This is a genomic window from Devosia sp. WQ 349K1 (assembly GCF_016595685.1).
In the GTDB taxonomy this organism is placed as follows: domain Bacteria; phylum Pseudomonadota; class Alphaproteobacteria; order Rhizobiales; family Devosiaceae; genus Devosia.
The window spans coordinates 245,485-270,353 of the sequence record NZ_JAENGO010000004.1; the positions used below are offsets into that span (position 1 = coordinate 245,485).

Genomic DNA, 24,869 nt, shown 5'->3' on the forward strand with positions numbered 1-24,869 from the left:
TGATCAACGCAAATATCGCTGCCATTCTCTACCTCGTCGCAGGCGTGCTCTTCATCCTCGCGCTGCGCGGGCTCTCTAGCCCTCGCTCGGCCCGTCAGGGCAATCTCTTCGGCATGGTAGGCATGGGCATTGCCATCGTCACCACTCTCGCCGTTGCCGCCCCCAGTGATTGGGTCAGCTGGCTCCTCATCATCGGCGGCCTCGCCATTGGTGGGGGCATAGGGGCTTACGTCGCCAAAGCGGTGAAGATGACCGACATGCCTCAGCTTGTCGCCGCCTTCCACTCGCTCGTCGGCCTTGCTGCGGTCTTTGTGGCCGCCGCCGCGCTTTACGCGCCGGAAGCCTTCAACATCGGCACAGCCGAACACATCCACATGCAGGCGCTCATCGAAATGTCGATTGGCACTGCCATTGGCGCTTTCACCTTTACCGGTTCGGTCATCGCCTTTGCCAAGCTCAACGGCAATATGAGCGGCAAGCCGATCATCCTGCCCTATCGCCACGCCATTCACATCGCCTTTGGCATCGCCATAGTCGCGCTGGTCTGGGTCTTCTCCACCAATGGCGATCCGTGGCTCTTCTGGGCCATCACCATTTTGGCGCTCATCCTAGGCGGCTTGATGATCATCCCCATCGGCGGAGCGGACATGCCGGTGGTGGTATCCATGCTCAACTCCTACTCGGGTTGGGCCGCCGCAGGCATCGGCTTTACCCTCGGTAACACCGCCCTCATCATCACGGGCGCGCTTGTCGGCTCCTCGGGCGCGATCCTCTCCTACATTATGTGCAAGGCGATGAACCGCAGTTTTATCTCGGTCATCCTAGGCGGTTTTGGTGGGGACACTACGGCATCGGGTACGGGCGCGGAAGATGATCGTCCCGTAAAACAGGGCGCGGCCGACGATGCCGCCTTCCTCATGAAAAACGCGGGCAAGGTTATCATCGTCCCCGGCTACGGCATGGCCGTCGCGCAGGCTCAACACGCGCTGCGTGAAATGGCCGACCAACTCAAGGCTGCAGGGGTTGAGGTCAAATACGCCATTCATCCTGTGGCAGGTCGTATGCCCGGCCACATGAACGTGCTGCTCGCCGAAGCCAATGTGCCTTACGACGAAGTGTTCGAGCTTGAAGACATCAACTCGGAGTTTGCGCAATCTGACGTTGCCTTCGTCATTGGCGCCAACGACGTCACCAACCCAGCGGCTAAGACCGACAAAACATCGCCCATCTATGGCATGCCGGTTTTGAATGTTGAGGACGCAGGCACAGTTCTGTTCATCAAGCGCGGCATGGCAGCGGGCTATGCTGGCGTTCAGAACGAATTGTTCTTCCGTGACAACACCATGATGCTGTTTGGCGACGCCAAAAAAGTCACCGAGGACATCGTCAAAGCGCTCGGTCACTAGCAAAAATCAAAGGCTCGCTTCGGCGGGCCTTTTCTTTGATCAATAATGCGGCGGCGGACGTTCAGTGGATGGGTCTGCGATAAAGCTGCCCGAACGCACTTGCTCCTCCAGCATGCCGAGCTTTTTGCGCATCAAATCGATCACGCGCCACTGGTCGGTAATTGTTGCGTTCAGCTCTTCGATCGCCTGGTCCTGATAGGCGATCCGCATTTCGAGCGCATCGATCCGCTCATTGGTATCCATGCTGTTCACCTTCATACCTCATGTCTCCGCCCGACATAGGCTGAGCCACAGCCGTTCACAAGAGATCACGTTAAAGAGCGCAAGTTTACCTATACGGAACCTAGCAACGCCAATCGCTGTTGATACCCGAACCTTCTGGAGCGGTTGCGATGGCTATCTCCCAAGCCTTTGACAAAGTACAGAGCCTGCACCTGACCCCCGCGCAGTGGTTGCGCACCTTTGTATCCGTCCTCTTCCCGCTCGGGGTCTTTGGCTTGGTCAATTTTTTGGCTGACCCACTGGGCATGCAGCCGCTCTTCTTTTCACCCTTCGGAATGCCGGGCTGGATCGGAGCCATTTTCCATCTCAGCCAGCTCGCCTGCCTTGGCGCAGCCTATGCGGCGATCACACGCGCGGGCAGCTCGCACTCTGCCGGGTTCTGGGTCATGCTCACCACCGCAGGCTTCATCGCCCTCCCCTTTGCCACGTCCGCGCTCGATCCGTTTCAACTCACACTGGCTGGCACGAGCCTGTTCCTGCTCACCGTCGGCACGCTTTTGCGCGTCGCTCCGCACTCCCAGGGCGCGGTCTGGTTCATGACACCGGCCCTCGTGATGGTCGGGCTGGCGACGGTCATGGGCCTGCTGCTCGCAGCCTCATACCTTCCCCCCTTCGCGCCGATCTATGTGCAGACACACTCTGCCGCGGTCTGACAGTTACTCAGAAGTTCCCTCTTGCAAGAGCTCATATGAAGGCTCATTTGAAACGCTCAAACGCAAGAGGAGCCACCATGGCTAAACAACTCAAAATAGACGTCTTCACTGATGTGGTCTGCCCATGGTGCTTGGTCGGCTCTCTGCGTCTCGACTCAGCCCTTGCAGCGCTTCCAGACGACGTTGAAGTTATCGTCGAAAATCACCCGTTTTACCTCGATCCTACCGTGCCGCCCGAAGGTGTGGACGTGGGCAAAATGCTCGCCGAAAAATACGGCAAGGATCCCAAGGAAATGTGGGAGCGGGTCGAAAGTGAAGCGAAAAAGGCCGGCGTCGATCTCGATTTGAGCAAGCAACCGCGCATGTTCAACACGGCCAAGGCGCACACCATCACGCGTCTGTCCAAGCCCAATGGCAATCAGCACGAACTGGCCAATGCCATCGCTGACGCTTATTTCCTCGAACACCGTCAGATCAATGACGACAATGTCCTAGCCGATATTGCTGTCGAATTTGGCTGGGATCGCGGCGATGTCCTCGACGCAATCAATGACGAGAACGAGCTCGCCATCACCGCTCAACTCGCCACCAGCGCGGCCGAGCAGGGCATTCGCGGCGTGCCATTTTTTGTCTTTGGCGAAAAATACGCGCTCTCCGGCGCACAACCTGCAGAAGTCTTCGCTCAGGCGCTCGAAAAAACCATTTCGGAACTCTGATCGTATTATAGACCAGAGCAGCTCAGCCAAGGACGTCTCCGATGAAGATCATTCGCGTTGCGGCAATTGCTCTGGTCTCCCTTGCGGCGTTGGCCTACCTCAGCGCCACGGCCTATATGTATTTCAACCAGCGCAATTTTCAGTACGACCCTGTCGGCACTCTGATCCCGCTTTCGGACACAGCGTTGACCGAGGCACAAACCATTTCCATTGGCGATGCCGACACTCTCGTCAACGGCTGGTATCAGCCACCTGCAGAGGGCAAGCCCCTCATCCTGTTCTACAAGGGCAATACAGGCAGCTTCTCGGAAGAATACGAGCGCTACGAAACTTGGGTTGAGGCTGGCTACGGGTTTTTAGCCTTTGACTATCGCGGCTTCCCGGCCTCGCCAGGCGAGATCAACCAGACCAATATTTTGGCGGACTCTCTGGCCGTCTACGATTGGGCTGCCGCCAAAGGCGACCCGATCATGGTATGGGGGCGCTCCATCGGCACCGGCCCGGCCACTTATGTTTCGAGCTTACGCCAACCCAAAGCCTTGCTCTTAGAGACGCCATTCCTTTCGGCGGTCACCGTCGCCGCAGAATGGTATCCCATCCTGCCTGTCGCCCTAGTCATGCAAGATAAGTATCCCAGCAATGAGTGGATCAGAACTGTTTCCGCTCCGGTGCTTGTGGCACATGGGACCGCAGACAGAACTATCGACGTGAGCAACGGCGAACGCCTTTATGCCCTCGCACCCAATCCGGATGAACTCTGGATCGTCCCCGGCGCTGACCACAGCGACCTCTGGGCCGCAGGGATTTGGGGGCAAGCCGAACCGTTTTTTGAAAGAGCACTTACCAAGTGAGTGAAACCAAACTGGCGGGCATGTCTGCCCGCCGTACCGCCATTATCGGCGGTCTCATGGTGGCGACCGGCCCCTTAAGTCTAGGCCTATATCAACCGGCTCTGCCCACCATTGTCCAAGAGCTGGCCATCAGCGAAAACGCTGGCAAACTCACTCTAACCGTCTACTTCGCCTCTTTCGCCCTCGCGCAGCTCCTCTGTGGGCCCCTCTCCGACCGGTTCGGTCGCCGCAGTATCGGCATGGTGTTCTTCGGCATCTATGTGCTGGGTAGCCTTCTGTGCACCTTCGCGCCCAATATCGAGATGCTGTTCGTGGGACGGTTCGTCCAGGGATTCGGCGTCTCAGCCGGCGTAGCGCTATCGCGTGCCATGGTGCGCGATCAATTCGTCGGTGCCGAAGCCATCCGCATTTTGACGATGGTCAATCTCATTCTCACCGTCACGCCCGCCGTCGCGCCCACTTTAGGCAGCGTTATCCTCGCCTTTGGCCCGTGGCACATTATGTTCGTAATCATGGCGGGCTTCGGCTTGGCGATATTGGCACTGCTGGGTTTTTCGAGCCGCGAAACCCTGCCCCCCGAGCGCCGCATCCCGTTCAGTCCGTCGATTATTTTCAAAAACTACAAGACCTTGCTGACCTCCAAGGATTTCATGGTCCCTGCGCTCTTGCTCGGTCTCACCTTTGGTGGTTTCCACGGGTTCACGGCGCTTTTGCCCTTCGTCCTCATCAACGATCTGGGTCTCACGCCCTTCCAATTCGCTATGGCCATGCTGGTGCAAACCGGGTGCTTTACCATTGGCAATCTGGTTGCCGGAGCCCTCGCCAGCCGCACCACGGCTGATCGGATCGTCACATTTTCCCTCGTGGCATTTGGTCTGTCGGGCCTGAGCTTTATCATTCTCCCCACCCTGATCCCGACCAGCCTGCTCTCGATCATGGTCCCGGTCGGCATCTGGATGGTTGGCCTATCGCTGATCGGCCCTAGCGTCACAACCGCCGCTATGGCTGGTTTCGGCACGATCGCGGGCGCCGCCGCCGCCATGAGCGGATTTCTACAAATGGGCGGAGGCTTCGTCGGCTCGCTCATTGGCAGCACCCTCTTCCCAAACGCCCGTACAGCCATGATGGTCGAGCTCCCCATCATCGCCGTGCTCATCATCGCACTGGCGCTGTACGACAAAAAGCGCCTGAAGGTGGCCACGTAACCACAAACGAAAAGGCCGCCTCCCCTTGGAGACGGCCTTTCAAAATTCTCTTGAGCGGTCAGGCTTTACCGTGGCGTTGGCGTCGGTGCAGCCACCAGACCTTCGCGCTGTAGGCGCTTTCGAGCCAGCTTGCGGGCGCGACGAACAGCTTCGGCCTTACGGCGAACCTTCTTTTCCGAAGGCTTCTCGAAGTAGTTGCGCAGCTTCATTTCACGGAAGACGCCTTCGCGCTGCAGCTTTTTCTTGAGCGCGCGCAGCGCCTGATCAACATTGTTATCGCGAACGACTACTTGCAAAGGTAACCAGCCCCTTCAATGCTTGGCTAATGTGTTGAACATGTGCGCGCCGATCGAAACAACCCACCGCCCGCACCGCCTGAATGGCGGGCTCTATACAACAACGCTCCAAATATGTCCATAGTTTCCGGGCGTTGCGACCCTCAACTTGCTACATACGAGCCAGCATTGTTACAGCACCACCTCCAAACGAAAGTGCACCCCATGTATCGCCCCCTCGTCTTCTTGCCTGGCCTTATCTGCGATCAGCGCTTGTGGCGTGATGTCATCGATGGGCTGAGCGACACTATTGCGCCAATGGTCGCCGACCTTCGTCTGGATGACACCATCAAGGCGATGGCCGCTCGCACACTTTCTGCGGCGCCAGATAAATTCGCCTTGGCGGGCCTCTCCATGGGCGGCTATGTGGCGCTCGAAATTATGCGTCAGGCCCCTGAACGCGTCACCCACCTCGCCCTACTGGACACATCGGCGCGCGCTGATACGCCAGAGCGCCAAGACACGCGCCGCAAGGGCATAGCCATGGTTGGTCAGGGCAAATTCATCGGCGTGTCGCGTGGTCTCTTGGGCAATCTCATCGCGCCCCATCATTTGGGCACGCCCTTGGCAGGCGAGGTTCAAGCCATGTCCGAACGCGTCGGGCAAGATGTCTATATCCGTCAGCAGAACGCCATTCTGAGCCGCATCGACTCCCTGCCGTCCCTGCCCGCTATCGCCGTCCCAACCTTGGTGGGCGTTGGTGCGCTCGACAAAATGGCGCCACTGGACTTGGCCAAGGAAATGGCTTCAGCCATTCCCCACGCCGAATTGTCGGTCTTCCCTGATGCAGGGCACCTGCCGCCTATGGAGAACCCCGCCCCAGTGATTGCGGCGTTTAAGACGCTTCTCGCCCGTTAAACCGAGCTGCGCACGATGCGGTTGATGTGGCCCATCTTGCGACCGGGCCGCGCTTCCGCCTTGCCATAGAGGTGGGGTTGCGTATCGCCATCAAGCCCATTGGGCACCATGTCGACTTCATCGCCGACAAGGTTTTGCATGACGACGTCTGCCATGCGTTGCGGATTGCCCAAAGGCCAGCCTGCAACGGCCCGCACATGCTGCTCAAACTGGTCGGTCAGGCACACGGCCTCGGTCCAATGGCCCGAGTTATGCACCCGCGGCGCGATCTCATTGACGATCAGGCTGGTTTTGCCGTCCGTCTCGACCACGAAAAACTCGACCCCCAGCACGCCCACATATTCAAGCGCGATAACAATCGCCTTGGCGATCATGCCCGCCTGCCGCTCGACGATCATCGGCAACTCGGCCGGGACCGTGGACGTGTAAAGGATGTGGTCACGATGGGCGTTTTCCGCCGGGTCAAAACTTTTGACCGACCCGTCCAGCCCACGAGCAACAACGACCGAGATTTCCTTGCTGAACGGCACAAAACCTTCAAGCACCAGCGGGTGCGGCGAGAGCGCATTAAACGCCGCTTCAAGCTCCGAAGCGTCCCGCAACACACGCTGCCCCTTGCCGTCATATCCGAGACGCGTGGTCTTGAGCACGGCCGGCAGGCCCACCTCAGCCGCCGCCGCCTTCAAATCATCAAGCGAATGAATTGCGCGATAAGGCGCGACCGGAATGTTCTTGGACGCCAAAAAGCCCTTCTCGGCCAGACGATCCTGCGAGATCGCCAGCGCTTTTGCGCCGGGACGCAGCGGCTTCAGCCCCGCGAGAATTACCGCTGTTGCAGCAGGCACATTCTCAAACTCATAGGTGATGACATCGACCTGGCTGGCAAAGGCCTTGAGCGCGGCCGTATCGTCATAGGCCGCCACCGTCTTGAAAGGCGTCACATCAAATGCCGGGCTCTGTGGGTCCGGGCAATAAATGTGGCTTTTCAAACCCAGCTTTGCGGCAGCCAAAGCCAACATGCGTCCAAGCTGCCCCCCGCCCAAAATACCAATAGTGGAGCCAGCGGGCAGCGCGGAATCTTGGGTCACGGACGACTACTCAGTATCAGAGGGAAATTGGGGCACAGACGCCGTTTGGCGGGCGCGATGCGCCTCGAGGCGATCGGAAAGTTCATCATCGTTCAGCGCCAAGACAGCTGCCGCCAACAGCGCCGCATTGATAGCGCCCGGCTCGCCAATGGCGAGTGTTCCAACAGGAACTCCGCCCGGCATCTGCACGATGGAATAAAGGCTATCGACGCCCGAAAGCGCCTTGGAGCGCACGGGCACGCCGAACACAGGCAGTGTCGTCATCGCGGCAATCATGCCCGGCAGATGCGCCGCGCCACCAGCACCGGCGATAATCACCTTAACGCCCTCAGCTTTGGCGTTGGTGGCAAAATCGACCATGCGCTCAGGCGTACGATGCGCCGAAACGATGCGCGCTTCATATTCGACTTCGAGACTTTCGAGGGTTTCTGCGGCCAGCCGCATAGTTGGCCAATCAGATTGGCTGCCCATAACAATGGCGACGGGTGGCTTGAGCATGGCGTGTCCCTCAGAGCGCTCCACAAAGCGCGGCATTAGCCCAGATTTGGCCATAACTCAAGCAGCCAAGGCCTCAAGCGATGATGTCAGGCAAGAGTATATTTTCGAGCTGAGCGATACGGTCTTTGAGCGCCAGTTTGCGCTTTTTGAGCCGCTGGATCAGCATTTGATCGGCCATTTGAGACTGCGTTAAAGTCAGGATCGCAGCGTCCAAATCGGCATGTTCCTGGCGTTTTGTTGCCAGTTCAAGACCGAACTGGGCCTCAATTTCCTTAGTCAGGGGCAGCATTCACGCACCAACTTTGTGGGCATATCAGTTACCTCTGGTTAGCCCATGATCATGGAAAATGCATCACATTTTCGAGGACTGCCGCATGGGTGTCGACAAAGCATGAAAGATTTGTGACGATACCCAAGTCCAACACGCTGAAAGGAGTTCTTTAATGACGACTGAAGGCCACATCGCAGCGCTCGAGCGGCGCCATCAGGAACTGGATAAGCAGATCCATTCTGAAATGCAAAATCGCCTCAAAGACGATTTGATGGTTGCTTCGCTCAAACGCAAAAAACTCGAAGTGAAGGACGAACTTTACCGTCTCCAGGGCGCCACGCGGCAATAAATTCTACGAAAGGCAGAGTTTCTCTGGAGGGTCACGGCACAGCCGGGACCCTTTTTCATTTTAGTAAACAAAAGCAAAATCAATAGGATTAACGCCCTCTTAAGGGCAGACCTTCATCGTCTTCCCAAAGTGGCACACAGCGATTCGTGTGTCCTGCGACGGGAAGGCCAATAGGTTCATGACGCGTGTTCTGGTGGTTGATGACGATCCGGTCCAGTTGCGGCTCACCGCCGAGATTGCAAACCGTGCCGGGTTCAAACCGCTGACCGCCACCGGTGGCGAACAGGCGCTCTCCATCCTGCGCGAAGATCGCAAAATCGGCGCGATGATTCTCGATCTGGTCATGCCAGATCTCGATGGCATGGGCGTTATGGAAGTGATGCGCCGCGAGGGCATGACCACCCCCGTTATTGTCCAGACCGCAAGCGCCTCACTTGAAACCGTTATCTCGGCCATGCGTCAGGGCGCGGCGGACTATTTCGTCAAACCCGTCAGCCCCGAGCGTCTGGTTATTTCGCTGCGCAACGCCATGAAACTGGATGCGCTCGAATCGGCGATCCGCGCCGAGCACGCCCGCAAATCTGGCACCTTCAGCCACAAGGATATGATCGCCGCAGCCCCTGCTATGGCGCGCGTCATTACCCTCTGTGGCAAAGCCGCCAAGAGCGCGATCCCGGTCCTCATTGAAGGCGAAACCGGTACGGGCAAAGAACTTGTCGCCCGCATCATCCAAGGCACGTCCGAACGCGCCGGAAAACCTTTCGTCACCGTCAATTGCGGTGCCATTCCCCCGAACCTGGTCGAGTCGGTCCTGTTTGGTCACAAGAAGGGCGCGTTCACAGGCGCGCATGCTGATCAGAGCGGCAAGTTCGCTGAAGCCAATGGCGGCACGATCTTCCTTGATGAAGTGGGCGAGCTGCCACTCGAAACGCAGGTCAAGCTCTTGCGTGTCCTACAAGAAGGCGAAATAGAGCCCATCGGCGCAACGCGCCCTGAGCGCGTCAATGTTCGCTTCATATCGGCGACCAACCGGCGCCTGTTGAATCTCGCCAAATCGGGCGAATTCCGCGAAGATCTCTATTACCGCCTCAACGTCTTCCCCATTTATACCCCGCCGCTACGCGAGCGAATGGAAGACCTCAACGCACTGGTAAGCCACTTCATTGCCCGTTTCTCAGCTGAAGCTGGCAAGCGCATCTTGGGACTCACCGCTGAAGCGCAAGCTCTTCTTATGGGCTATGATTGGCCTGGCAATGTCCGTCAGCTCGAAAACGCGGTTTATCGCGCCATTGTGCTCACCGACGGCGCCTTCCTCGAACCTGCCGATTTCCCCCAGATCTTGGCCCAGTCTGCCGGGCGCGAAGAAGCATTCCGCAGCGTTGCGCTGGCCCCGGTTCCGCGCAATCCAACCCACATCGACGACGCCCCATCTCGCGTGCGCGTGGATATCCTGAGCACACCCGCTCCCGACAGGTTCCTGAACGACAGCGGGGCCTTGCTGTCCCTAGCAGCCATCGAGCGTGACGCAATCCAGTTTGCCATCGAGCACCACGGCGGTCGCATGTCTCGTGTCGCCAGAGCCTTGGGCATTGGCCGCTCGACCCTTTATCGCAAGCTCCATGAATATGGCTTGGCCGAAGGTTTGGTTACCGACGCTGCTTAACAAAGCCAGCACGAACGTGATGAACAAACTTCGACGTTAACCACGTTGCTTACCGAGGCGTTAAGAGATTAGCGCGATTTTGCGGGAAGTTTTTAACGTCGAGGCCATCATGAGACTTTCGGGCATCGCTCTTCTCGCACTTCTGGCAGGCACAGCTGCCGCCAACGCTGCTGACCTCAATTGGAACAGCAACACCACTTCGCCAATGTTCGCTGCGACGTCCGTTGCCCAATGGACCGGCTTTTACGCAGGCGTGAACGGGGGCTATGCCTTCGGTCAGACCGAAATCGAAGGCGGCGTCGTCGCCGGTAGCGCAACTGGTGGCAAGCACAACAGCGGCGGCTTCAACCTCGGCGCTCAGGCTGGCTACAACATGGACATGGGCGGCTTCGTCCTCGGCGGTGAAGCTGACGTCCAGTTCGGCGGCCCGGTTTACAAAGAAACCCTGAGCACCGGCGACAAGTTCGAACAGCGCACAGAGTTCTTCTCGACCGTTCGCGCGCGTGCCGGTATCCCGGTTGGTCAGGTTATGCCATTTGCGACCCTTGGCGTTGCCTTTGGTCGTGGCGCTGCAGAAATTAAGAGCGGCGCGTCGACCACCACGACAAACGCAAACCACTTCGGCTGGACTGCTGGTGTTGGTCTGGAAGCTCAGGCAACCCAGAACCTCTCCTTCAAGGCTGAGTACCTCTATGTCGATCTGGGCACCCAGTCCTACGGCATCGGCACTTCGACCCGCGATGTGACCCAGCGTTTCTCGGTTGTCCGCGCTGGCGTAAACTACCGCTTCTAATACGATCAGAAGTCGGCCCGTTGCAGGATCGCAACAGGCCGACTTCACACATTCGGGAGTGATTGCTCCCGTTAACCTTTACGGAGTATCGACAAGTTTGCGGCTAGGTTTTGGGGCAGAGTCGGCCGTGCCGCGTGCGTCTTGGAGCCAGGTATGAATAAGGTCGTCGTAAGTTTTGTCGCTCTGCTGGCAGCAGCAAGCATCGTCCAGCCTACACTGGCGCAACCCGCCGCTAATCTGACGACCTCCCGTATCGTCATTGCCCCCGCACAAAGTCCACTCGCCCGCACGATCAAGGAAGGTCTCTCGACCGCCTATGCAAGTGCCCGCGCAGGCACTCCGGCCTATGAAGAGGCCCAGCGCCTCTATTTCCTTTATGGCGAACGCAGCTTTGAGCCGATCTGGCTGAGCCAGGATACCTCGGGCCAGCTGACTTTCTCCCCGGCCGCTGAAAAAATCGTCGCCCTGTTTCGCAATGCCGAAGCCGAAGGTCTGCGCCCGCAGGACTACCTGACCGCCGAGATCGACCTCACCCGCGTTGGTGGTGATGCCGTCGCGATGGCAACGCTTGAAACAGCCTTCACTAGTGCCACCACGCGCTATGCCCACCACCTTCACAACGGCCGCATCAATCCGCAGTCGATCAGCACCAATCTCGACATCAAAACCAAGTCGATTGATGAAGCGGCGCTGCTCGAACGCTTGGCCCGCAGTGCCGACCCCGCTGCCGTTCTGAACGAATTGAGCCCAACCCATCCTGAGTTTCTCTCGCTCAAGGCGGCGCTCGCGAGTTTTAATACAATTGCGACGGATCGCCCGACGCCGATTGCAGGCGGCCCGACCCTTCGCCCCGGCAATACAGACCCGCGCGTTCATGCCATTCGTGAGCGTTTGCAGGTCGCGAGCCTTGGCTCCGACATCTATGACGACATCACTTTCCAGGCGGTCAAATCCTTCCAGGCCTCGCAAGGCCTAGAAGTGGACGGGGTCATTGGACCTGCGACCATTTCCGCTCTCAACGGTGGTGCTGAAATCCGCCGTGAAGACATCATTGCCAATATGGAACGCTGGCGTTGGATGCCGTCCGACCTCGGCGACTTCAACGTCTTCGTCAACATCCCAGAGTTCCGCCTGTCTGTGCAGCGCAACTTCCAGGAAGAATACACCACACGCGTCGTCGTCGGCACATTCAAAAACCAAACGCCGGTTTTCTCCGACAGCATCCGCCATCTCGTGGTCAATCCTTATTGGAATGTTCCGACCTCCATCATTAAAGGCGAGATCGCTCCGGCTGTTTTGAACAACCACGGCTACACCGACGCCAAGAACATGGACCTCATCTACAACGGCGACGTTGTGAGCCCGTGGCAGGTCAACTGGTCCGCCGTGTCCGCGAGTAATTTCCCCTTCCGCGTCCGTCAGCGTCCAGGCCCAGGCAATTCGCTCGGCCAGATCAAGTTCTTGTTCCCCAACAAGCACGACGTTTATCTCCACGATACGCCATCGAAGAACCTCTTCTCGCGCGCCTCGCGTGCTTTCAGCCACGGCTGTGTCCGCGTTGAAGATCCGTTTGCTTTCGCCGATGCGCTAATGGCGAACGAGCCCAACATTTCGCGCACCTCGCTCGAGGCCATGTTTGGCCCCTCCGAACGCTGGGTTAATCCAACCAAGCAGATTCCAGTGCACTTGGCCTATTTCACCGTCCGCGTTGACGGCGCTGGTGCCATGCAAAACTTTTCGGACGTTTACGGTCACCATGCCGCTTTGATTGCTGCCATGGGCTTAGGCGCCACTCCGATCACACCAAATGTCGTGGCAGACACCAGTATTCCGGGTGAAGTGGCACCGTAAACGGAAAATAAACCCTAACAGCGCGTTCACACTTTTGCCTTGGTTGTGCCTGCTTTTGGGGTCTATAACACTCATGTGAACGGGCGATTTTCTCGTTCACATCTGGTTAGCGTTAAGACATTCGTTTGCTTTTTAACGTTAACCTTCCGTCCTGATCTGTAAAGAACCGGGCAGTGTTTCGCGTGACGGTACTGGGTTTGAAAAATTGGAAGCGCCTTGCGCGCCTTTCGTTGGTAGCTGTTCTCAGCCTGCCAGTCTTGCTGTCGGCATTGCCGGCGCAGGCGGCTAACGAGCGCGCCATTTATCTGCATTACACCCACACAAAAGAGACTCAGCGCATCGTCTTCAAGCGCAACGGTCGCTATGTGCAGGATGGTCTCAATCAGCTCAACGTTATGCTGCGCGATTGGCGCCGCAACGAGCCAGCGAAAATGGACCCGCGCCTGTTCGATTTGGTGTGGGAAGTCTATCAGGACGTCGGCGGCACCCAGCCGATCCACGTTGTCTCCGCTTATCGATCTCCGCAAACCAACGCCATGCTGGCCAAGAATTCGTCTGGCGTTGCCGACAATTCCCAGCACATGCGCGGCACCGCTATGGATTTCTACATCCCTGGCGTACCCCTCGCGCGCCTTCGCGCCGCAGCGATGCGCAAGCAGGTGGGCGGCGTCGGCTATTACCCATCCTCGGGTAGCCCTTTCGTTCACCTTGATACCGGTTCGGTGCGCGCTTGGCCGCGCATGACCCGCGCGCAGCTGAATGAGCTCTTCCCCGATGGTCGCACCATGCACCTTCCAAACGATGGCAAACCGCTGTCGCAACAAGGCTATCAGGTCGCCTTGGCGGAATGGAAAAAGTGCCACGCTTATCCATGCAATGGCTCCTCCTCGAGCGGCACCCAGTTTGCCGAAGCGCCAGCCGCGTCTGGTGGCGGTCGCAATCTCATGGACATGCTGTTCGGCGGCAATCAGCAGCAGGCAGCAGCGCCACAGGTGCAAGTCGCCTCCGCGCCAGCCCCTCGCGCAACCCCACAGGCTCAGCCTGCAGCGCCTCTCGCCGTCGCATCCATTGCCCCAGTTATGCCGATGATGCGCCCTGCTGACCTCGGAGGCCCAGCGGTCGCCGTGGCCGCAGCACAGCCAGAAGTGCGGCCAGCAGTGCAGGTCGCAGCCGCGACCCCAACATTGCCATTCTCGACCGTCGGCAGCGCACCGCTAACCGAAGACGAGCTGCGCGGCCCTATCACTGTGGCCGTTGCCTTGCCGACAGCGCTCCCGTCTGACCTCCGTGCAGGCAATGCTGAGAACGCGGTAATGGCACTGGCAGCTCTCGCGCCGCCAGCAATGCCGACCCCACGTGTGCATATGAGCGAGGAAGCGCCAGCGCTGCTTTCGGCCTATGCTCCGGCTATGCCGCAAACCGAAGGTGCGTCCGCGGCTCAACCTCTGGTCGCCTCCGCGCCAGCGGCTCTGCCAACAGCGCTTCCCCCTCTGGGCCGCCCTGTTGTTGCCTCGACCGGCGCTGTGCAGACAGCAGCGCTCTCGCCAGAAGTCCCGGCTTACGGTGGTCTCTTTGACAAGCCGTTCACGACCTCTGCTGTGCCAGACACAGTTTTGGCAAAGGCGCTCGAAGCACATGTTGCAGGCCTGGTTCCGACCAATTCTCGTGATTTCGTCGCACCCGATCTGGAGCACGCGGTCGACATTCTGACCGTTCCCAAAGCGCTGACCTCAGACCACTTTGCCGTGATCTATGATTACGATGAGGCTGGTCTCGACCCTGCTCCGCAGATGGGCAGCCGCAGCTTGGGCCTTCAGAAATCAGACGAAGGTCTGCCAAGCAACCGCTTCTCTTTGGCACGAAACTAATCTTGCCTCCCACCGTTCAACACGGTGGGAGTTGCTATCTGCGGTGCGTGCCGGCTGCGCTTATCCTGCGCTAAGCTTTCCAGACAACTCATGCCGCATTGCCATTGCTTCTGACGCCGCCTAGAACAGGCGGCGATTTTCTTCCTTTCGACGGGGACCAGCTTGGCCGAAAAGCCCGATACACCGCTGCTCGACAAAGTGACGACACCAGCGGAACTGCGTGCGCTGCCGCGCGAGCAATTGCGCCAGCTGGCCGATGAGCTGCGTCTGGAAATGATCGACGCCGTTTCGGTGACTGGTGGCCACTTGGGCGCTGGCCTTGGCGTGGTCGAGCTGACCGTCGCCCTGCACGCCGTTTTCCAAACCCCGCATGATCGCATCATCTGGGACGTTGGGCACCAGGCTTACCCGCACAAAATCCTCACTGGCCGCCGCGACCGCATCCGCACGCTGCGCCAAAAGGATGGTCTGTCCGGCTTCACCCGCCGCGCCGAAAGCGAGTACGACCCCTTTGGCGCTGGCCACTCCTCAACCTCCATTTCCGCCGGTCTCGGCATGGCGGTTGCCTCAGAGCTGCAGTCCACGCCGCGCAACGTCATCGCTGTCATTGGTGACGGTTCGATGTCCGCAGGCATGGCCTATGAAGCCATGAACAATGCTGGCGCCATGGATGCGCGCCTCATCGTCATTCTCAACGACAATGACATGTCGATTGCCCCGCCAACCGGGGCTTTGCGCAGCCATCTGGCGCGCCTCGTCTCTGGCCCCGCTTACCGTAACACGCGGGAAGCCGCCAAAGCTGTCGTCTCAAAACTCCCAGAGTTTTTCCACGAGCCCGTACGCAAGACCGAAGAGTTCGCTCGGTCTTTCTTCACCGGCGGCACGCTGTTTGAAGAGCTGGGCTTTTATTACATCGGCCCAATCGACGGCCATAACCTTGATGACCTCATTGTCATTCTGGAAAATGCCCGCGATTTCCCCAAGGGTCCCATCCTGATCCATGCGGTGACGAAAAAGGGCAAGGGCTACGCTCCGGCTGAGAACGCCGCCGACAAATATCACGGCGTCAATAAGTTCAACGTCGTCACCGGCGCGCAGGCCAAGGCCGCGTCCAACGCGCCGTCCTACACCTCGGTCTTTGCCTCTTCACTCATCCAGGAAGCGGAAGCCGATAGTCGCGTTGTCGCTGTCACCGCCGCTATGCCCTCGGGCACCGGGCTCGACAAATTCGCCGAGCTCTTCCCGAGCCGCATTTTCGACGTCGGCATTGCCGAGCAGCACGCCGTGACCTTTGCCGCGGGCATGGCAAGCGAAGGGCTAAAACCCTTCTGCGCCATCTACTCGACCTTCCTGCAGCGCGCCTACGATCAGGTCGTGCACGACGTCGCCATTCAACATCTGCCCGTTCGCTTCGCTATCGACCGCGCTGGCTATGTTGGCGCTGATGGTCCGACCCACGCGGGCAATTACGATAACGCCTATCTCGGCGCGATCCCCGGTATCATCCAAATGGCCGCTGCCGACGAGGCTGAGCTCCGCCATATGGTTGCGACCGCCGCAGCCTATGACAATGGCCCGATCAGCTTCCGCTATCCGCGTGGCGACGGCATGGGCGTCGACATGCCCGCGCGTGGCGAAATTCTGCAGATCGGCAAGGGCCGCATCGTGCGTCAGGGCGCAACGATTGCGCTGCTGTCCTACGGCACGCGTCTCGGTGAAGTACTGGCAGCCGCAGATAAATTGGCGGCCCTCGGCCTCAACCCCACTGTCGCCGACGCGCGCTTCCTCAAGCCGCTCGATGAGGAACTCATCGCCAAGCTGGCGCAGACCCACGATGTCCTCATCACCACAGAAGAAGGTGGTCAGGGCGGCTTCGGCGCTCACGTGGCGACCTTCCTCGCCTCCAACGGCCTCTTGGACGGCAAGCTCCGCTTCCGCCCGCTGATGATCCCAGATGAGTTCCTCGAGCACTCGACACAGGCTGACATGTATGCCCAGTCCGGTCTCGACCGTGCAGGCATCGTCAAAACCGCTCTGACCACGCTCGGTTACGACCAAGCGGCCATGACAGCAGCACTCGCTCAGGTCTAATCCTAGCGCGCATAATGGGTCGGCACGCCGCTGGCGTGCTTGACCGTCTCCATCGAGATGTAGGCAGACATGTCATACATCTCGATGCGCCCGACCAGCTGCTTATAGATCACGTCGTAATGCTCGACATTGGGCAGCACCAATTTCATGATGTAATCGAAATTCCCCGTCAGCCGGTGCACCTCGACGATCTCAGGGATCGTATCCACCGCCGCGTGAAATTTCTCGAGCCAGTCCGCAGCATGGCTCCCCGTACGCACAATCACAAAAATCGTCGACGGTAGCCCGATCTTGCCCCGATCGAGCTCCGCCCTGTTGTGCCGGATAATGCCGTCTTCTTTCAGCTTGGCGATACGGCGTGAACAGGCGCTGGGGGAGAGAGACACCGCCTCGGCGATCTCATTGAGCGGCGTATCCGCATTGGCTTGCAGCAGGCTTAGAATCTGCCGATCACGCTCATCAAGCATCGTAACACTCCATTAATTCGTCGCTAGTTTGCATAAAACACCAATATTACGCAATCCACTTGCAATATCACCACCAAAGCGACCCAAAAACTCAATTTTGAGGCGACCACTTGCAGGCACACTAGTCTTCAAGAATTTCGGAGTTGTGTGATGAAAACCATTGGCTTGATCGGCGGTATGAGCTGGGAATCCACCGCTGTGTACTACCGCCGTATCAACGAGGAGATCCGCCGTATGCGTGGCGGGTTGGCCTCAGCAGAGATCGCGATGCGCTCGCTCGATTTCACCACAGTCGTTGCCCTCCAAAAGGCCGACCGTTGGGAAGATGCTGGCAATCTCTTGGGCCACGCCGCCGCAAGCCTCAACCGCGCTGGCGCAGCCTGTGTGCTCATCTGCACCAATACCATGCACTTGGTCTCCAAGCCTGTCGCTGACATGGCTGGCGTTCCGCTGATCTGCATCATCGAAGAAACCGCCAAGGCGCTGAAGGCCGACGGCCGCAAGCGCCCACTCCTCTTGGCAACGCGCTACACCATGGAACACGGCTTTTATGCCGAACGCATGGCCAAGCTCGGCATCGAGATTGTCACCCCCGACGCAGAAGACCGTCAGATCGTCCACGACGTCATCTTCGACGAGCTGTGCCAGGGCAAAATCCTCGACACCAGCCGCGAAAAATACCTCGGTATCATTGAAAAGATGAAGTCCCGCGGCATCGACAGCGTCATTCTGGGCTGCACTGAAATCTCGATGTTGGTCGATCCAGACAAGCTCGGCATTGCCGGCTACGATTCCACCATCATTCACGCCGATGCGGCCGTCCGCTTCGCGCTCGCCAACGACCTCGAGATCGCGGCCTAAATCATGTGTCGGTTCCTCGCCTATACCGGAGAGCCGATTTATCTCGACACCCTGCTCATCGAGCCGGAAGCGTCACTCGTCAGTCAGTCGCTTTCGGCGCGTGAAGCCAAAACCGTCGTTAATGGCGACGGATGTGGCATTGGATGGTATGGCGCCCGGCCCGAGCCGGGTGTTTACCGCGGCACCCTCCCTGCTTGGTCCGATGCCAACCTAGCCTCGCTCTGCCGGTCGGTGGAGGCGAAGCTTTTTCTTGCCCATGTGCGTTCGGCCACATCGGGGGAAGTGTCCTTCTCCAATTGCCATCCCTTCTCGGCGGGCAAACATCTCTTCATGCACAATGGCCAGATCGGCGGCTATCCAGCCATTCGCCGCTCGGTCGAAGCCCTCATTCCTGATCCGATCTATGGTCGCCGTCGCGGCAATTCTGACAGCGAGGCGATTTTCCTCTCGGCGCTCGGACAAGGGCTGGATACAGACCCTGCCCGCGCCATCGCCAGAACGCTGGAAGCCTGTCACCGCCTTCAGATCAATGAGGGGATCACCGAAGCGCTGCGTTTCACCGCCATTTTGAGCGACGGCGAAAATCTCCATGCCTTCCGCTGCGCCAGTGACGATAGGCCCCCCAGCCTTTACTGGCGCCACATGTCCGGCGGCATAGCCGTGGCGTCCGAGCCTTTCGTCAGCAATGAGAATGAGTGGCACGCCGTCCCTGCCAATTGTCATATGACCATCGGCAAGGACATCGCTTTCGAAGACTTTATGATTGCCTGGTGATGTGACTGTGCGGGTTAGAAACCGCCCACCATCGCCCGCGCAGGGTGTTTCAGGCTTTCAACCATAAACACGTCGACAATGGCATCGAGGCCTTTGGCTCTTGCTTCAGTCTGCTCCAAAGCGACATTGGTCTGCTCGACCAGCGCGGCATTGTGCTGGGTCATCTGATCAATCTGCTGCACTGCGCGGTTCACTTCACCCAGCGTGCCCAAAAGCTCCCGCGTCGCCACAGCAATTGCGGTCGTGTCATGCGATGACTTGCGCACGCCATCGGCGATCGTGCCAAGCTGCTCTGCAGCAGAGCCGACGACGCCAGTCCCATGGTCGACGATGCTCATGCACTGCTCCACAAGGCCCCCCACTTTTTTGGAGGCTTCCGCCGCCGATTGCGCCAATCGCCGGACTTCCTGAGCAACCACAGCAAAGCCATTGCCTGCGTCCCCCGCACGCGCCGCCTCTACCGAAGCATTGAGCGCCAGCAAATTGGTCTGGAAGGCGATTGTGTCGATGAGATCAATAATGGAGCCGATCTGCCGGGACGCTGTGCCAATGTCCACCATGGCGTCGGTCGCTTGGCTCATCACAGCTTCTGCTTTGGCGACATCATTGAGCACGCCAATCGTCCCGCTCTCGGCCCGATCCGCCTGCTGCGCGCATTGGTCCAACCGCTCGAAGGCCCCGCCGATTGTTGTGGCAATCTCTTCGACAGCTGCACTTTGCTGGGTGGTTCGTGCCGACAGGTCACTCGTGCCGCTCACCAGTTCGGCAGTGGTTGATTTCAGCTGGCTCGAATTTTCGCGTAGCTCATCGACAATACTGGTCAGGTTCACAGCCACATGGTCGATGTTGTCCCGCAACTGCGCGAAAGCACCCTCCGCTGCATAATTCGGCCTTTGGCTCAAATCCGCCCGCGCGAGCGCTTCCAAGGCCGCGCCATTTGAGGCCAATTGGGTGCCAATCACCGCCATAAGCCCGTTCACGCGCTCAGCCAGGCGGTTCAGATCATCATTGGCGTAGTTCGCCTCGATCCGTTTATCGAACACCCCATTGGTGGCACTTGCCACCACATCGCCGAGTGCACCATTAAGCCGCGCCGTCTCGGCGCTGATCTGATCGAAATAGGTGCTGACGGAAATTTCCATGTCGAGGACAATGGCTTTCGCAAAAGCCCCAATGGCGCCCCTCGTGGCGCCCTTTTGTGCCAGCCTAGTCCCACGCTTATGCCAAAAATTTGGCTCGTCTTCCTCGAGCAATCCAATCAGCAAATGCTCCAGAATGAGGGCGTATCCGCCCATATACCACCTTGGCTCCAAACCAATTTTGGCATGGATATCCCCGATGACCTTACCTCTGGCAAAATAAGCTTCGTCAAACTGCCCGCGCGCCAGGCTTTGCCAATGCGTAGTTTGGCGCGCCTGTGCGCGCTCTACACTCGCTTTGGAGGAGAAAAGTTTAGCCACCTCGGGTTCATTATCGAGCCTTGCGTAGAACACAGCGAGCGCACTGGCGATCAATGCCTCCACCTTGTCCGAGATCGGCGCCAATTGTGCGGCCTCATCGCGGGCTAAACCAATAAATTGCAGACGAGCGTCCTGCGCGCTTATTTCCATACAGTACCTCCCCGACGACAACATGCGTGTGGCCCCTCCCACACAGCGCAAGACAAAGATCTTTATATTTCAATGAATTAAGCTATGCGCACGTATTCGCCACAAACCAAGTCGTGCCAGTACGCTATACGATCAAAGTAAACAGCGGATTATGCTAAACTACTGTCATTACCCATTATTCTGACAGACCATCACCTTTGAAATGAAGGTTTAGCGGATTGTTCATGACCTCGGGCAGACACTCGGGACATTGTCCCGGCGAGGAACGTAATGACCATTTCCGCCTTATCAACCGCCACCCACGGCATGGCGCGTGCGACCAGCCAACTTCAGCACAGTGCCAATCAGATTGCGCGCAGTGGCATTCCCGGCGCCGAAGTCGACATCGGCAATGAACTCATGAGCGCCATGACCGCAGAAATCGACTTCAAGGCCAATGTCAAAGTCGCTAACGCCGCGCAAAACATGACAAAATCGCTAATCGACATCTTGGCCTAGGCGCATAAAAAAACTCCCGCACCAGGGCGGGAGTTTTGTTTAACGGCAGGACAACTCTTAGTCGTCGGATGGAGCGTCCACCATGCCCAGCGCGCTCATGTAGAGCTCGAGAATCGCTTCCTGCTCCATGCGCTCATTGTGATCCTGCTTACGGATCGTCACGATCTTGCGCAGGATCTTGGTGTCAAAGCCATTGCCCTTGGCTTCGGCATAAATTTCCTTGATATCAGCGGCAATTGCCGCCTTTTCTTCTTCCATACGCTCGATACGTTCGATGAACGCACGCAGCTGGTCCTGTGCGACGCTGTCTTCGACGGCCATGATAACCTCTTGTAGATCGCTGCCGAAACTGGCGGCTTGGCGCCTGTTTTGACTCGGAGAAATGAATAAATAGTCTTGTTCCCCATCAACCCCAAGGGCGGTTTGGGTTCAACCCCTTTGTGCGCGGATTCACACAGCGCGCCACCGCTTGTGATAACAACTCCATGTTTCCGTCATATCGAGGCGTTATCAGTTGACCTCACCTTCCGCTTAGGGTCAAAACGGTAGTACATTTTTCAATGAATTCGGGATCGCACGTGCGCCGCATCCGCCTCGGATCTGCAATTTTGCTTGCGAGTTTTGGTGGCTTTTTTGCCCTGGCTGTGCCCGCCAAGGCAGACCTCCGCATTTGTAACGAAACTGGAAACCTCATATCAGTCTCGCTCGGCTATCGTGCAGAGCGTGGCTGGATGAGTGAAGGCTGGTGGCAGGCCCCTCCTGGCGACTGTCGCGTTCTCTACCAAGGCGACCTGCAACAACGCTTTTTCTATCTCTACGCTGTTGATGATGTCGGCGGCGGATCGTGGGATGGCGAAGTCTTCATGTGTACCAGAGACGAGACCTTCACGATATTCGGGGTTGAGGATTGCCTCGCCCGCGGGTATGAGCGCACCGGGTTCTTTGAAATTGACACGCAGAACCGTACCGACTGGACGCTACAATTGACCGAAAGCGATGGTCTTCCAAGCGTTGTCGGCCCGGACTTGGGCGAAGATCTTGAAGAGCCAGCTTTTCTGGTAGACCCCGACGCACCTCTAACTTCAGAAGACACGGACACGCAATGAGACGGATCAGACGCGCGAAGATCCTCGCAACCCTCGGGCCAGCAAGTCACGAGGAGACTATGATCGAGGAGCTGGCCAAGGCCGGTGCCGACGTCTTCCGGATCAATATGAGCCATGCGAGCCACGAGGTTCTGCATCAGACCGTCAAGCGGATCCGCAATGTCGAAGCGCGTCTCAAGCACCCAATCGGCATTCTCGCCGATTTGCAGGGCCCCAAGCTGCGCGTCTGGAAGTTCGCACAGGGCTCTATCAATCTCGTCGCAGGCCAAAAGTTCACGCTCGATAGTCAAAATGACGATCAGGGCAACGAACAGCGCGTTTACCTGCCGCATCCAGAAATCATCGAAAGCGTCTCGGTCGGCGACCGTCTCCTGCTAGACGATGGCAAGCTGCAGCTCAAGGCTACTAAAGTCGGAGGCGGCGCCATTGAGACTGAAGTCGTCTATGGCGGCAAGCTCTCGGACAAGAAGGGCGTATCCCTTCCAGACACCCTGCTCCCCACCGGTGCATTGACCGAAAAAGATCACGCTGACCTTCTCGAAGCCCTCAAGGCTGAAGTCGATTGGATCGCGCTCTCCTTCGTTCAGCGCCCAGAAGATATTATCGACGTCCGCAAGATCGTTCAGGGTCGTGCTGGCGTTATGGCCAAGATCGAAAAGCCACAGGCCATCGAGCGCCTTGAGGACATCGTCAAGCTGTCCGACGCCATCATGGTTGCCCGTGGCGACCTCGGCGTTGAACTGCCGCTGGAAACCGTTCCGGGCCTGCAGAAGCGTATGATCCGCATGTGCCGTCGCTACGGCAAGCCAGTCGTCGTCGCTACCCAGATGCTGGAATCGATGATCACCGCACCGGTCCCGACCCGCGCAGAAGTTTCGGACGTCTCTATCGCGGTCTTCGAAGGCGCTGACGCTGTCATGCTCTCGGCAGAATCCGCATCGGGCCAGTACCCGGTCGAAGCTGTGGCGACCATGAACAAGGTGGCCATCGCCGTTGAAAGCGATGCAAACTACCGTGGCATTATCCGCGCCGCACAGACCGAGCCAGAAGCCACTGCAGCCGATGCGATTTCCGCTGCAACCCGTCAGGTTGCTGAAACGCTCGATCTGGCCGCGATTCTCACCTACACCGCATCCGGCTCGACCGCGATCCGCGCAGCCCGTGAGCGCCCCTCCAAACCAATCATTGCACTGTCGCCAAACCTTCGCACCAATCGCCGCCTGTCGGTGGTCTGGGGCATCCATTGCGTTCAAACTGAAGACGCAGTGAACCTTGAAGACATGGTCGATCGCGCTTGCGTCATCGCTTACCAGGAAGGCTTTGCCCGCCCAGGCGACCGCATTGCCATCACCGCTGGTGTGCCACTGGGCACTCCTGGCGCCACCAATATGCTGCGCATCGCCTTTGTCCGTCAGGATGGCGCTGGCTCCAGCTAAACGCTGCAAGCCTAGTATGAATATGAAAAGCCCGCCTTTCGGCGGGCTTTTCTTTGGGCCTCAGGAAGGAGCCCGTATTAGAAGTGGTAGTTGATCCCAAGCTTACCGACATGCGCCTTGGCGTGAATGTCATAGGGGTCGTTACCCAGCGCGCCGACCGACGCGGTCTTCTTACCGTAATCGACATAATTATATTCGGCCTTGAGCGAAATCGCTTCGGTCACCTTGACCTCGGCGCCAACGCCTGCCGTCCAGCCGACAAATCCGGCAGAATAAATACCATCGGTACCGGTGAGTGCTGGCGTTGTCTTACCCACGCCCTCAGCAACGGCAAGACCAGCTGTACCAAACAGCAACACCGAGTCTAAGGCGATGCCGGCACGAGCCCGCAGCGTCCCGGACCAGCGAATATCTGCCGAGCAATCGGAAGTCGTCAGGATTACGCATGCAGTTGTGCCGGTGGCACCGGACCAGCCTAGATCAGCTTCAGCACCAAAAACCAGCTGCTCATATTGGTAGTTAGCGCCAACAGTGACGCCGAGCCCTGCGCCGCGCATTGTCACGTCTGTCACAACACCGCTACTCGTATTTGTCGTACTGGTTATGCCGCCCGTGTAGGCGCCGTACACACCAGCATAAAACCCTGTCCAGTCATGTGCCGGACCAGCATAGGCAATCGCAGAATTGCCAAAATCTGGCAGATACAAGTCGGCAGCAACAACCGGTGTTACTGAAAAAACTAAAACAATTGACCCTAAAATCTTACGCATAGCCCCTCCGAAATTACCGAGGAGCATGAACATTTATAGTTAATATGCAGTTACGCACAAATATTCAGCCTCAGCCCACGCGACCGCATCCTGAGATGCGCTAAAACTCACGCTCTGAAGGCGAAAACATTGCTCACTTGATCGGTGGAATAGTAGTCCGCTTCAATCGCATCCTTAAGGCGCGTCAGATCGCGGGTAATACAGGCGATAGTGTCGTGAAAAGAATCAACCGACATGTCGGAGCGCTGAACGAAGGTGAACCGCACCTCCGTCTTTTCGCCATAGCGCATAGCGCGCATTGGCATAAACAACGGTATCTCTCCGGGCCGGAACACCGCATGGTCATAAATGCCGTTTCCGAGGCCGGGAACGAAGCGGATATGCCTCACCCCGCCGAAGGTCACTTCGGCCAGCCAGTCCCCACCCTCTTGCTTTCTATACGTCCCGGGAACCACGGCGGCCCATTTGCCGAAGTTCTTTGGGTCAGACATGAACGTATCAACCTGGCGATACGGCCTGTCCACAGTCACCGTAAGCGTGTGCGATAGCGGCATCAGGTCCCCCAACCT

At 58.2% G+C, this 24,869-nt stretch carries 27 protein-coding genes; 17 read left to right on the plus strand and 10 right to left on the minus strand.

Annotated features, from left to right (window positions below; genetic code table 11):
• The first annotated feature begins 2 nt into the window (after positions 1–2).
• Positions 3–1,406: an NAD(P)(+) transhydrogenase (Re/Si-specific) subunit beta gene (locus tag JHL21_RS10070; protein ID WP_200213380.1), complete on the plus strand. Its 1,404-nt coding sequence runs from the start codon at positions 3–5 to the stop codon at positions 1,404–1,406.
• 39 nt (positions 1,407–1,445) lie between these two features.
• Here the strand turns inward: JHL21_RS10070 and JHL21_RS10075 are convergent, their stop codons facing one another.
• Positions 1,446–1,664 carry a SlyX family protein gene (locus JHL21_RS10075; RefSeq protein ID WP_254082003.1) on the minus strand — a complete coding sequence of 73 codons (219 nt, stop codon included), beginning with the start codon at positions 1,662–1,664 and terminating at the stop codon, positions 1,446–1,448.
• Between the two features lie 134 nt (positions 1,665–1,798).
• Here JHL21_RS10075 and JHL21_RS10080 point away from each other — a divergent pair, with 134 nt between their 5' ends.
• The 4 genes from JHL21_RS10080 (at position 1,799) to JHL21_RS10095 (ending at position 5,113) form a co-directional block, all read left to right on the plus strand.
• Positions 1,799–2,341 carry a hypothetical protein gene (locus tag JHL21_RS10080; protein ID WP_169195323.1) on the plus strand — a complete coding sequence of 181 codons (543 nt, stop codon included), beginning with the start codon at positions 1,799–1,801 and terminating at the stop codon, positions 2,339–2,341.
• A 77-nt stretch (positions 2,342–2,418) separates the two neighbouring features.
• A complete protein-coding gene (locus tag JHL21_RS10085; protein ID WP_169195322.1) occupies positions 2,419–3,057 on the plus strand; it encodes a DsbA family oxidoreductase in 639 nt (212 codons plus the stop codon).
• A gap of 41 nt (positions 3,058–3,098) precedes the next feature.
• On the plus strand, positions 3,099–3,908 hold the full coding sequence (locus JHL21_RS10090; RefSeq protein WP_200213253.1) for an alpha/beta hydrolase: 810 nt from the start codon (positions 3,099–3,101) through the stop codon (positions 3,906–3,908).
• A complete protein-coding gene (locus JHL21_RS10095) occupies positions 3,905–5,113 on the plus strand; it encodes a multidrug effflux MFS transporter (RefSeq protein ID WP_200213255.1) in 1,209 nt (402 codons plus the stop codon). The genes JHL21_RS10090 and JHL21_RS10095 overlap by 4 nt, the downstream gene beginning before the upstream one ends.
• Before the next feature lie 65 nt (positions 5,114–5,178).
• On the opposite strand, the gene rpsU is transcribed toward JHL21_RS10095, so the two are convergent.
• A complete protein-coding gene (rpsU, locus tag JHL21_RS10100) occupies positions 5,179–5,409 on the minus strand; it encodes a 30S ribosomal protein S21 (RefSeq protein WP_169195319.1) in 231 nt (76 codons plus the stop codon).
• 204 nt (positions 5,410–5,613) lie between these two features.
• Here rpsU and JHL21_RS10105 point away from each other — a divergent pair, with 204 nt between their 5' ends.
• Positions 5,614–6,306 (plus strand): alpha/beta fold hydrolase, encoded by a 693-nt coding sequence (locus JHL21_RS10105; RefSeq protein WP_200213257.1) that lies wholly within the window; start codon positions 5,614–5,616, stop codon positions 6,304–6,306.
• Here JHL21_RS10105 and JHL21_RS10110 read toward each other — a convergent pair.
• From JHL21_RS10110 to JHL21_RS10120, 3 genes are all read right to left on the minus strand, one after another.
• Positions 6,303–7,394 carry a 5-(carboxyamino)imidazole ribonucleotide synthase gene (locus JHL21_RS10110; RefSeq protein WP_200213259.1) on the minus strand — a complete coding sequence of 364 codons (1,092 nt, stop codon included), beginning with the start codon at positions 7,392–7,394 and terminating at the stop codon, positions 6,303–6,305. The two genes, JHL21_RS10105 and JHL21_RS10110, sit on opposite strands and share 4 nt — an antisense overlap.
• A gap of 6 nt (positions 7,395–7,400) precedes the next feature.
• A complete protein-coding gene (purE, locus tag JHL21_RS10115) occupies positions 7,401–7,892 on the minus strand; it encodes a 5-(carboxyamino)imidazole ribonucleotide mutase (protein WP_199531910.1) in 492 nt (163 codons plus the stop codon).
• Between the two features lie 73 nt (positions 7,893–7,965).
• On the minus strand, positions 7,966–8,181 hold the full coding sequence (locus tag JHL21_RS10120; RefSeq protein WP_182394365.1) for a YdcH family protein: 216 nt from the start codon (positions 8,179–8,181) through the stop codon (positions 7,966–7,968).
• A gap of 154 nt (positions 8,182–8,335) precedes the next feature.
• Between JHL21_RS10120 and JHL21_RS10125 the strand changes: the two genes are divergently transcribed.
• The 6 genes from JHL21_RS10125 to dxs all read left to right on the plus strand — a co-directional run bounded on the left by JHL21_RS10125 (position 8,336) and on the right by dxs (position 16,778).
• Positions 8,336–8,512, plus strand: a complete 177-nt coding sequence (locus JHL21_RS10125; protein WP_182394366.1) for a YdcH family protein — start codon at positions 8,336–8,338, stop codon at positions 8,510–8,512.
• Between the two features lie 178 nt (positions 8,513–8,690).
• Positions 8,691–10,175, plus strand: coding sequence for a sigma-54 dependent transcriptional regulator (locus JHL21_RS10130; RefSeq protein ID WP_169195314.1), 1,485 nt, complete (start codon positions 8,691–8,693; stop codon positions 10,173–10,175).
• 109 nt (positions 10,176–10,284) lie between these two features.
• Positions 10,285–10,968 carry an outer membrane protein gene (locus JHL21_RS10135; protein WP_199531911.1) on the plus strand — a complete coding sequence of 228 codons (684 nt, stop codon included), beginning with the start codon at positions 10,285–10,287 and terminating at the stop codon, positions 10,966–10,968.
• 153 nt (positions 10,969–11,121) lie between these two features.
• Positions 11,122–12,819, plus strand: coding sequence for a murein L,D-transpeptidase (locus JHL21_RS10140; RefSeq protein WP_200213261.1), 1,698 nt, complete (start codon positions 11,122–11,124; stop codon positions 12,817–12,819).
• Positions 12,820–13,001: 182 nt separating this feature from the next.
• A complete protein-coding gene (locus JHL21_RS10145) occupies positions 13,002–14,687 on the plus strand; it encodes a DUF882 domain-containing protein (protein WP_200213263.1) in 1,686 nt (561 codons plus the stop codon).
• 162 nt (positions 14,688–14,849) lie between these two features.
• Entirely contained in the window at positions 14,850–16,778 is a 1,929-nt protein-coding gene (dxs, locus tag JHL21_RS10150; RefSeq protein WP_200213264.1) for a 1-deoxy-D-xylulose-5-phosphate synthase, read from the plus strand.
• Between the two features lie 2 nt (positions 16,779–16,780).
• On the opposite strand, the gene JHL21_RS10155 is transcribed toward dxs, so the two are convergent.
• Positions 16,781–17,245, minus strand: coding sequence for an Lrp/AsnC family transcriptional regulator (locus tag JHL21_RS10155; RefSeq protein WP_169195310.1), 465 nt, complete (start codon positions 17,243–17,245; stop codon positions 16,781–16,783).
• A gap of 150 nt (positions 17,246–17,395) precedes the next feature.
• Here JHL21_RS10155 and JHL21_RS10160 point away from each other — a divergent pair, with 150 nt between their 5' ends.
• Both JHL21_RS10160 and JHL21_RS10165 read left to right on the plus strand, forming a co-directional pair.
• Entirely contained in the window at positions 17,396–18,106 is a 711-nt protein-coding gene (locus JHL21_RS10160) for an aspartate/glutamate racemase family protein (protein ID WP_200213266.1), read from the plus strand.
• 3 nt (positions 18,107–18,109) lie between these two features.
• The gene (locus tag JHL21_RS10165) at positions 18,110–18,880 is read left to right on the plus strand and encodes a class II glutamine amidotransferase (protein WP_200213267.1); all 771 of its coding nucleotides are present in this window, start codon (positions 18,110–18,112) and stop codon (positions 18,878–18,880) included.
• Between the two features lie 14 nt (positions 18,881–18,894).
• On the opposite strand, the gene JHL21_RS10170 is transcribed toward JHL21_RS10165, so the two are convergent.
• Complete coding sequence (locus tag JHL21_RS10170) at positions 18,895–20,490, minus strand: methyl-accepting chemotaxis protein (RefSeq protein WP_200213269.1); 1,596 nt, start codon at positions 20,488–20,490, stop codon at positions 18,895–18,897.
• Positions 20,491–20,760: 270 nt separating this feature from the next.
• Between JHL21_RS10170 and JHL21_RS10175 the strand changes: the two genes are divergently transcribed.
• Entirely contained in the window at positions 20,761–20,988 is a 228-nt protein-coding gene (locus JHL21_RS10175; RefSeq protein WP_200213271.1) for a flagellar basal body rod C-terminal domain-containing protein, read from the plus strand.
• 57 nt (positions 20,989–21,045) lie between these two features.
• On the opposite strand, the gene JHL21_RS10180 is transcribed toward JHL21_RS10175, so the two are convergent.
• Complete coding sequence (locus tag JHL21_RS10180; protein ID WP_169195306.1) at positions 21,046–21,309, minus strand: DUF2312 domain-containing protein; 264 nt, start codon at positions 21,307–21,309, stop codon at positions 21,046–21,048.
• 239 nt (positions 21,310–21,548) lie between these two features.
• Between JHL21_RS10180 and JHL21_RS10185 the strand changes: the two genes are divergently transcribed.
• Together JHL21_RS10185 and pyk are read left to right on the plus strand one after the other, a co-directional pair.
• Entirely contained in the window at positions 21,549–22,094 is a 546-nt protein-coding gene (locus JHL21_RS10185) for a DUF1036 domain-containing protein (RefSeq protein WP_169195305.1), read from the plus strand.
• Positions 22,091–23,530 carry a pyruvate kinase gene (pyk, locus tag JHL21_RS10190; protein WP_182394373.1) on the plus strand — a complete coding sequence of 480 codons (1,440 nt, stop codon included), beginning with the start codon at positions 22,091–22,093 and terminating at the stop codon, positions 23,528–23,530. The genes JHL21_RS10185 and pyk overlap by 4 nt, the downstream gene beginning before the upstream one ends.
• Positions 23,531–23,607: 77 nt before the next feature.
• Here the strand turns inward: pyk and JHL21_RS10195 are convergent, their stop codons facing one another.
• Positions 23,608–24,300 carry an outer membrane protein gene (locus JHL21_RS10195; RefSeq protein WP_200213272.1) on the minus strand — a complete coding sequence of 231 codons (693 nt, stop codon included), beginning with the start codon at positions 24,298–24,300 and terminating at the stop codon, positions 23,608–23,610.
• A 107-nt stretch (positions 24,301–24,407) separates the two neighbouring features.
• The gene (locus JHL21_RS10200; RefSeq protein ID WP_200213274.1) at positions 24,408–24,791 is read right to left on the minus strand and encodes a hypothetical protein; all 384 of its coding nucleotides are present in this window, start codon (positions 24,789–24,791) and stop codon (positions 24,408–24,410) included.
• Between the last annotated feature and the right edge of the window lie 78 nt (positions 24,792–24,869).

What these genes read in the sequence shown, in the direction of transcription:
- JHL21_RS10075 (WP_254082003.1), bottom strand. Translation starts at nt 1,664, where the DNA reads ATGAAGGTGAACAGCATGGATACCAATGAGCGGATCGATGCGCTCGAA.
- JHL21_RS10080 (WP_169195323.1), top strand. Translation starts at nt 1,799, where the DNA reads ATGGCTATCTCCCAAGCCTTTGACAAAGTACAGAGCCTGCACCTGACC.
- JHL21_RS10085 (WP_169195322.1), top strand. Translation starts at nt 2,419, where the DNA reads ATGGCTAAACAACTCAAAATAGACGTCTTCACTGATGTGGTCTGCCCA.
- JHL21_RS10090 (WP_200213253.1), top strand. Translation starts at nt 3,099, where the DNA reads ATGAAGATCATTCGCGTTGCGGCAATTGCTCTGGTCTCCCTTGCGGCG.
- JHL21_RS10105 (WP_200213257.1), top strand. Translation starts at nt 5,614, where the DNA reads ATGTATCGCCCCCTCGTCTTCTTGCCTGGCCTTATCTGCGATCAGCGC.
- purE (WP_199531910.1), bottom strand. Translation starts at nt 7,892, where the DNA reads ATGCTCAAGCCACCCGTCGCCATTGTTATGGGCAGCCAATCTGATTGG.
- JHL21_RS10120 (WP_182394365.1), bottom strand. Translation starts at nt 8,181, where the DNA reads ATGCTGCCCCTGACTAAGGAAATTGAGGCCCAGTTCGGTCTTGAACTG.
- JHL21_RS10125 (WP_182394366.1), top strand. Translation starts at nt 8,336, where the DNA reads ATGACGACTGAAGGCCACATCGCAGCGCTCGAGCGGCGCCATCAGGAA.
- JHL21_RS10130 (WP_169195314.1), top strand. Translation starts at nt 8,691, where the DNA reads ATGACGCGTGTTCTGGTGGTTGATGACGATCCGGTCCAGTTGCGGCTC.
- JHL21_RS10135 (WP_199531911.1), top strand. Translation starts at nt 10,285, where the DNA reads ATGAGACTTTCGGGCATCGCTCTTCTCGCACTTCTGGCAGGCACAGCT.
- JHL21_RS10140 (WP_200213261.1), top strand. Translation starts at nt 11,122, where the DNA reads ATGAATAAGGTCGTCGTAAGTTTTGTCGCTCTGCTGGCAGCAGCAAGC.
- JHL21_RS10155 (WP_169195310.1), bottom strand. Translation starts at nt 17,245, where the DNA reads ATGCTTGATGAGCGTGATCGGCAGATTCTAAGCCTGCTGCAAGCCAAT.
- JHL21_RS10160 (WP_200213266.1), top strand. Translation starts at nt 17,396, where the DNA reads ATGAAAACCATTGGCTTGATCGGCGGTATGAGCTGGGAATCCACCGCT.
- JHL21_RS10165 (WP_200213267.1), top strand. Translation starts at nt 18,110, where the DNA reads ATGTGTCGGTTCCTCGCCTATACCGGAGAGCCGATTTATCTCGACACC.
- JHL21_RS10170 (WP_200213269.1), bottom strand. Translation starts at nt 20,490, where the DNA reads ATGGAAATAAGCGCGCAGGACGCTCGTCTGCAATTTATTGGTTTAGCC.
- JHL21_RS10175 (WP_200213271.1), top strand. Translation starts at nt 20,761, where the DNA reads ATGACCATTTCCGCCTTATCAACCGCCACCCACGGCATGGCGCGTGCG.
- JHL21_RS10180 (WP_169195306.1), bottom strand. Translation starts at nt 21,309, where the DNA reads ATGGCCGTCGAAGACAGCGTCGCACAGGACCAGCTGCGTGCGTTCATC.
- JHL21_RS10185 (WP_169195305.1), top strand. Translation starts at nt 21,549, where the DNA reads ATGAATTCGGGATCGCACGTGCGCCGCATCCGCCTCGGATCTGCAATT.
- pyk (WP_182394373.1), top strand. Translation starts at nt 22,091, where the DNA reads ATGAGACGGATCAGACGCGCGAAGATCCTCGCAACCCTCGGGCCAGCA.
- JHL21_RS10195 (WP_200213272.1), bottom strand. Translation starts at nt 24,300, where the DNA reads ATGCGTAAGATTTTAGGGTCAATTGTTTTAGTTTTTTCAGTAACACCG.
- JHL21_RS10200 (WP_200213274.1), bottom strand. Translation starts at nt 24,791, where the DNA reads ATGTCTGACCCAAAGAACTTCGGCAAATGGGCCGCCGTGGTTCCCGGG.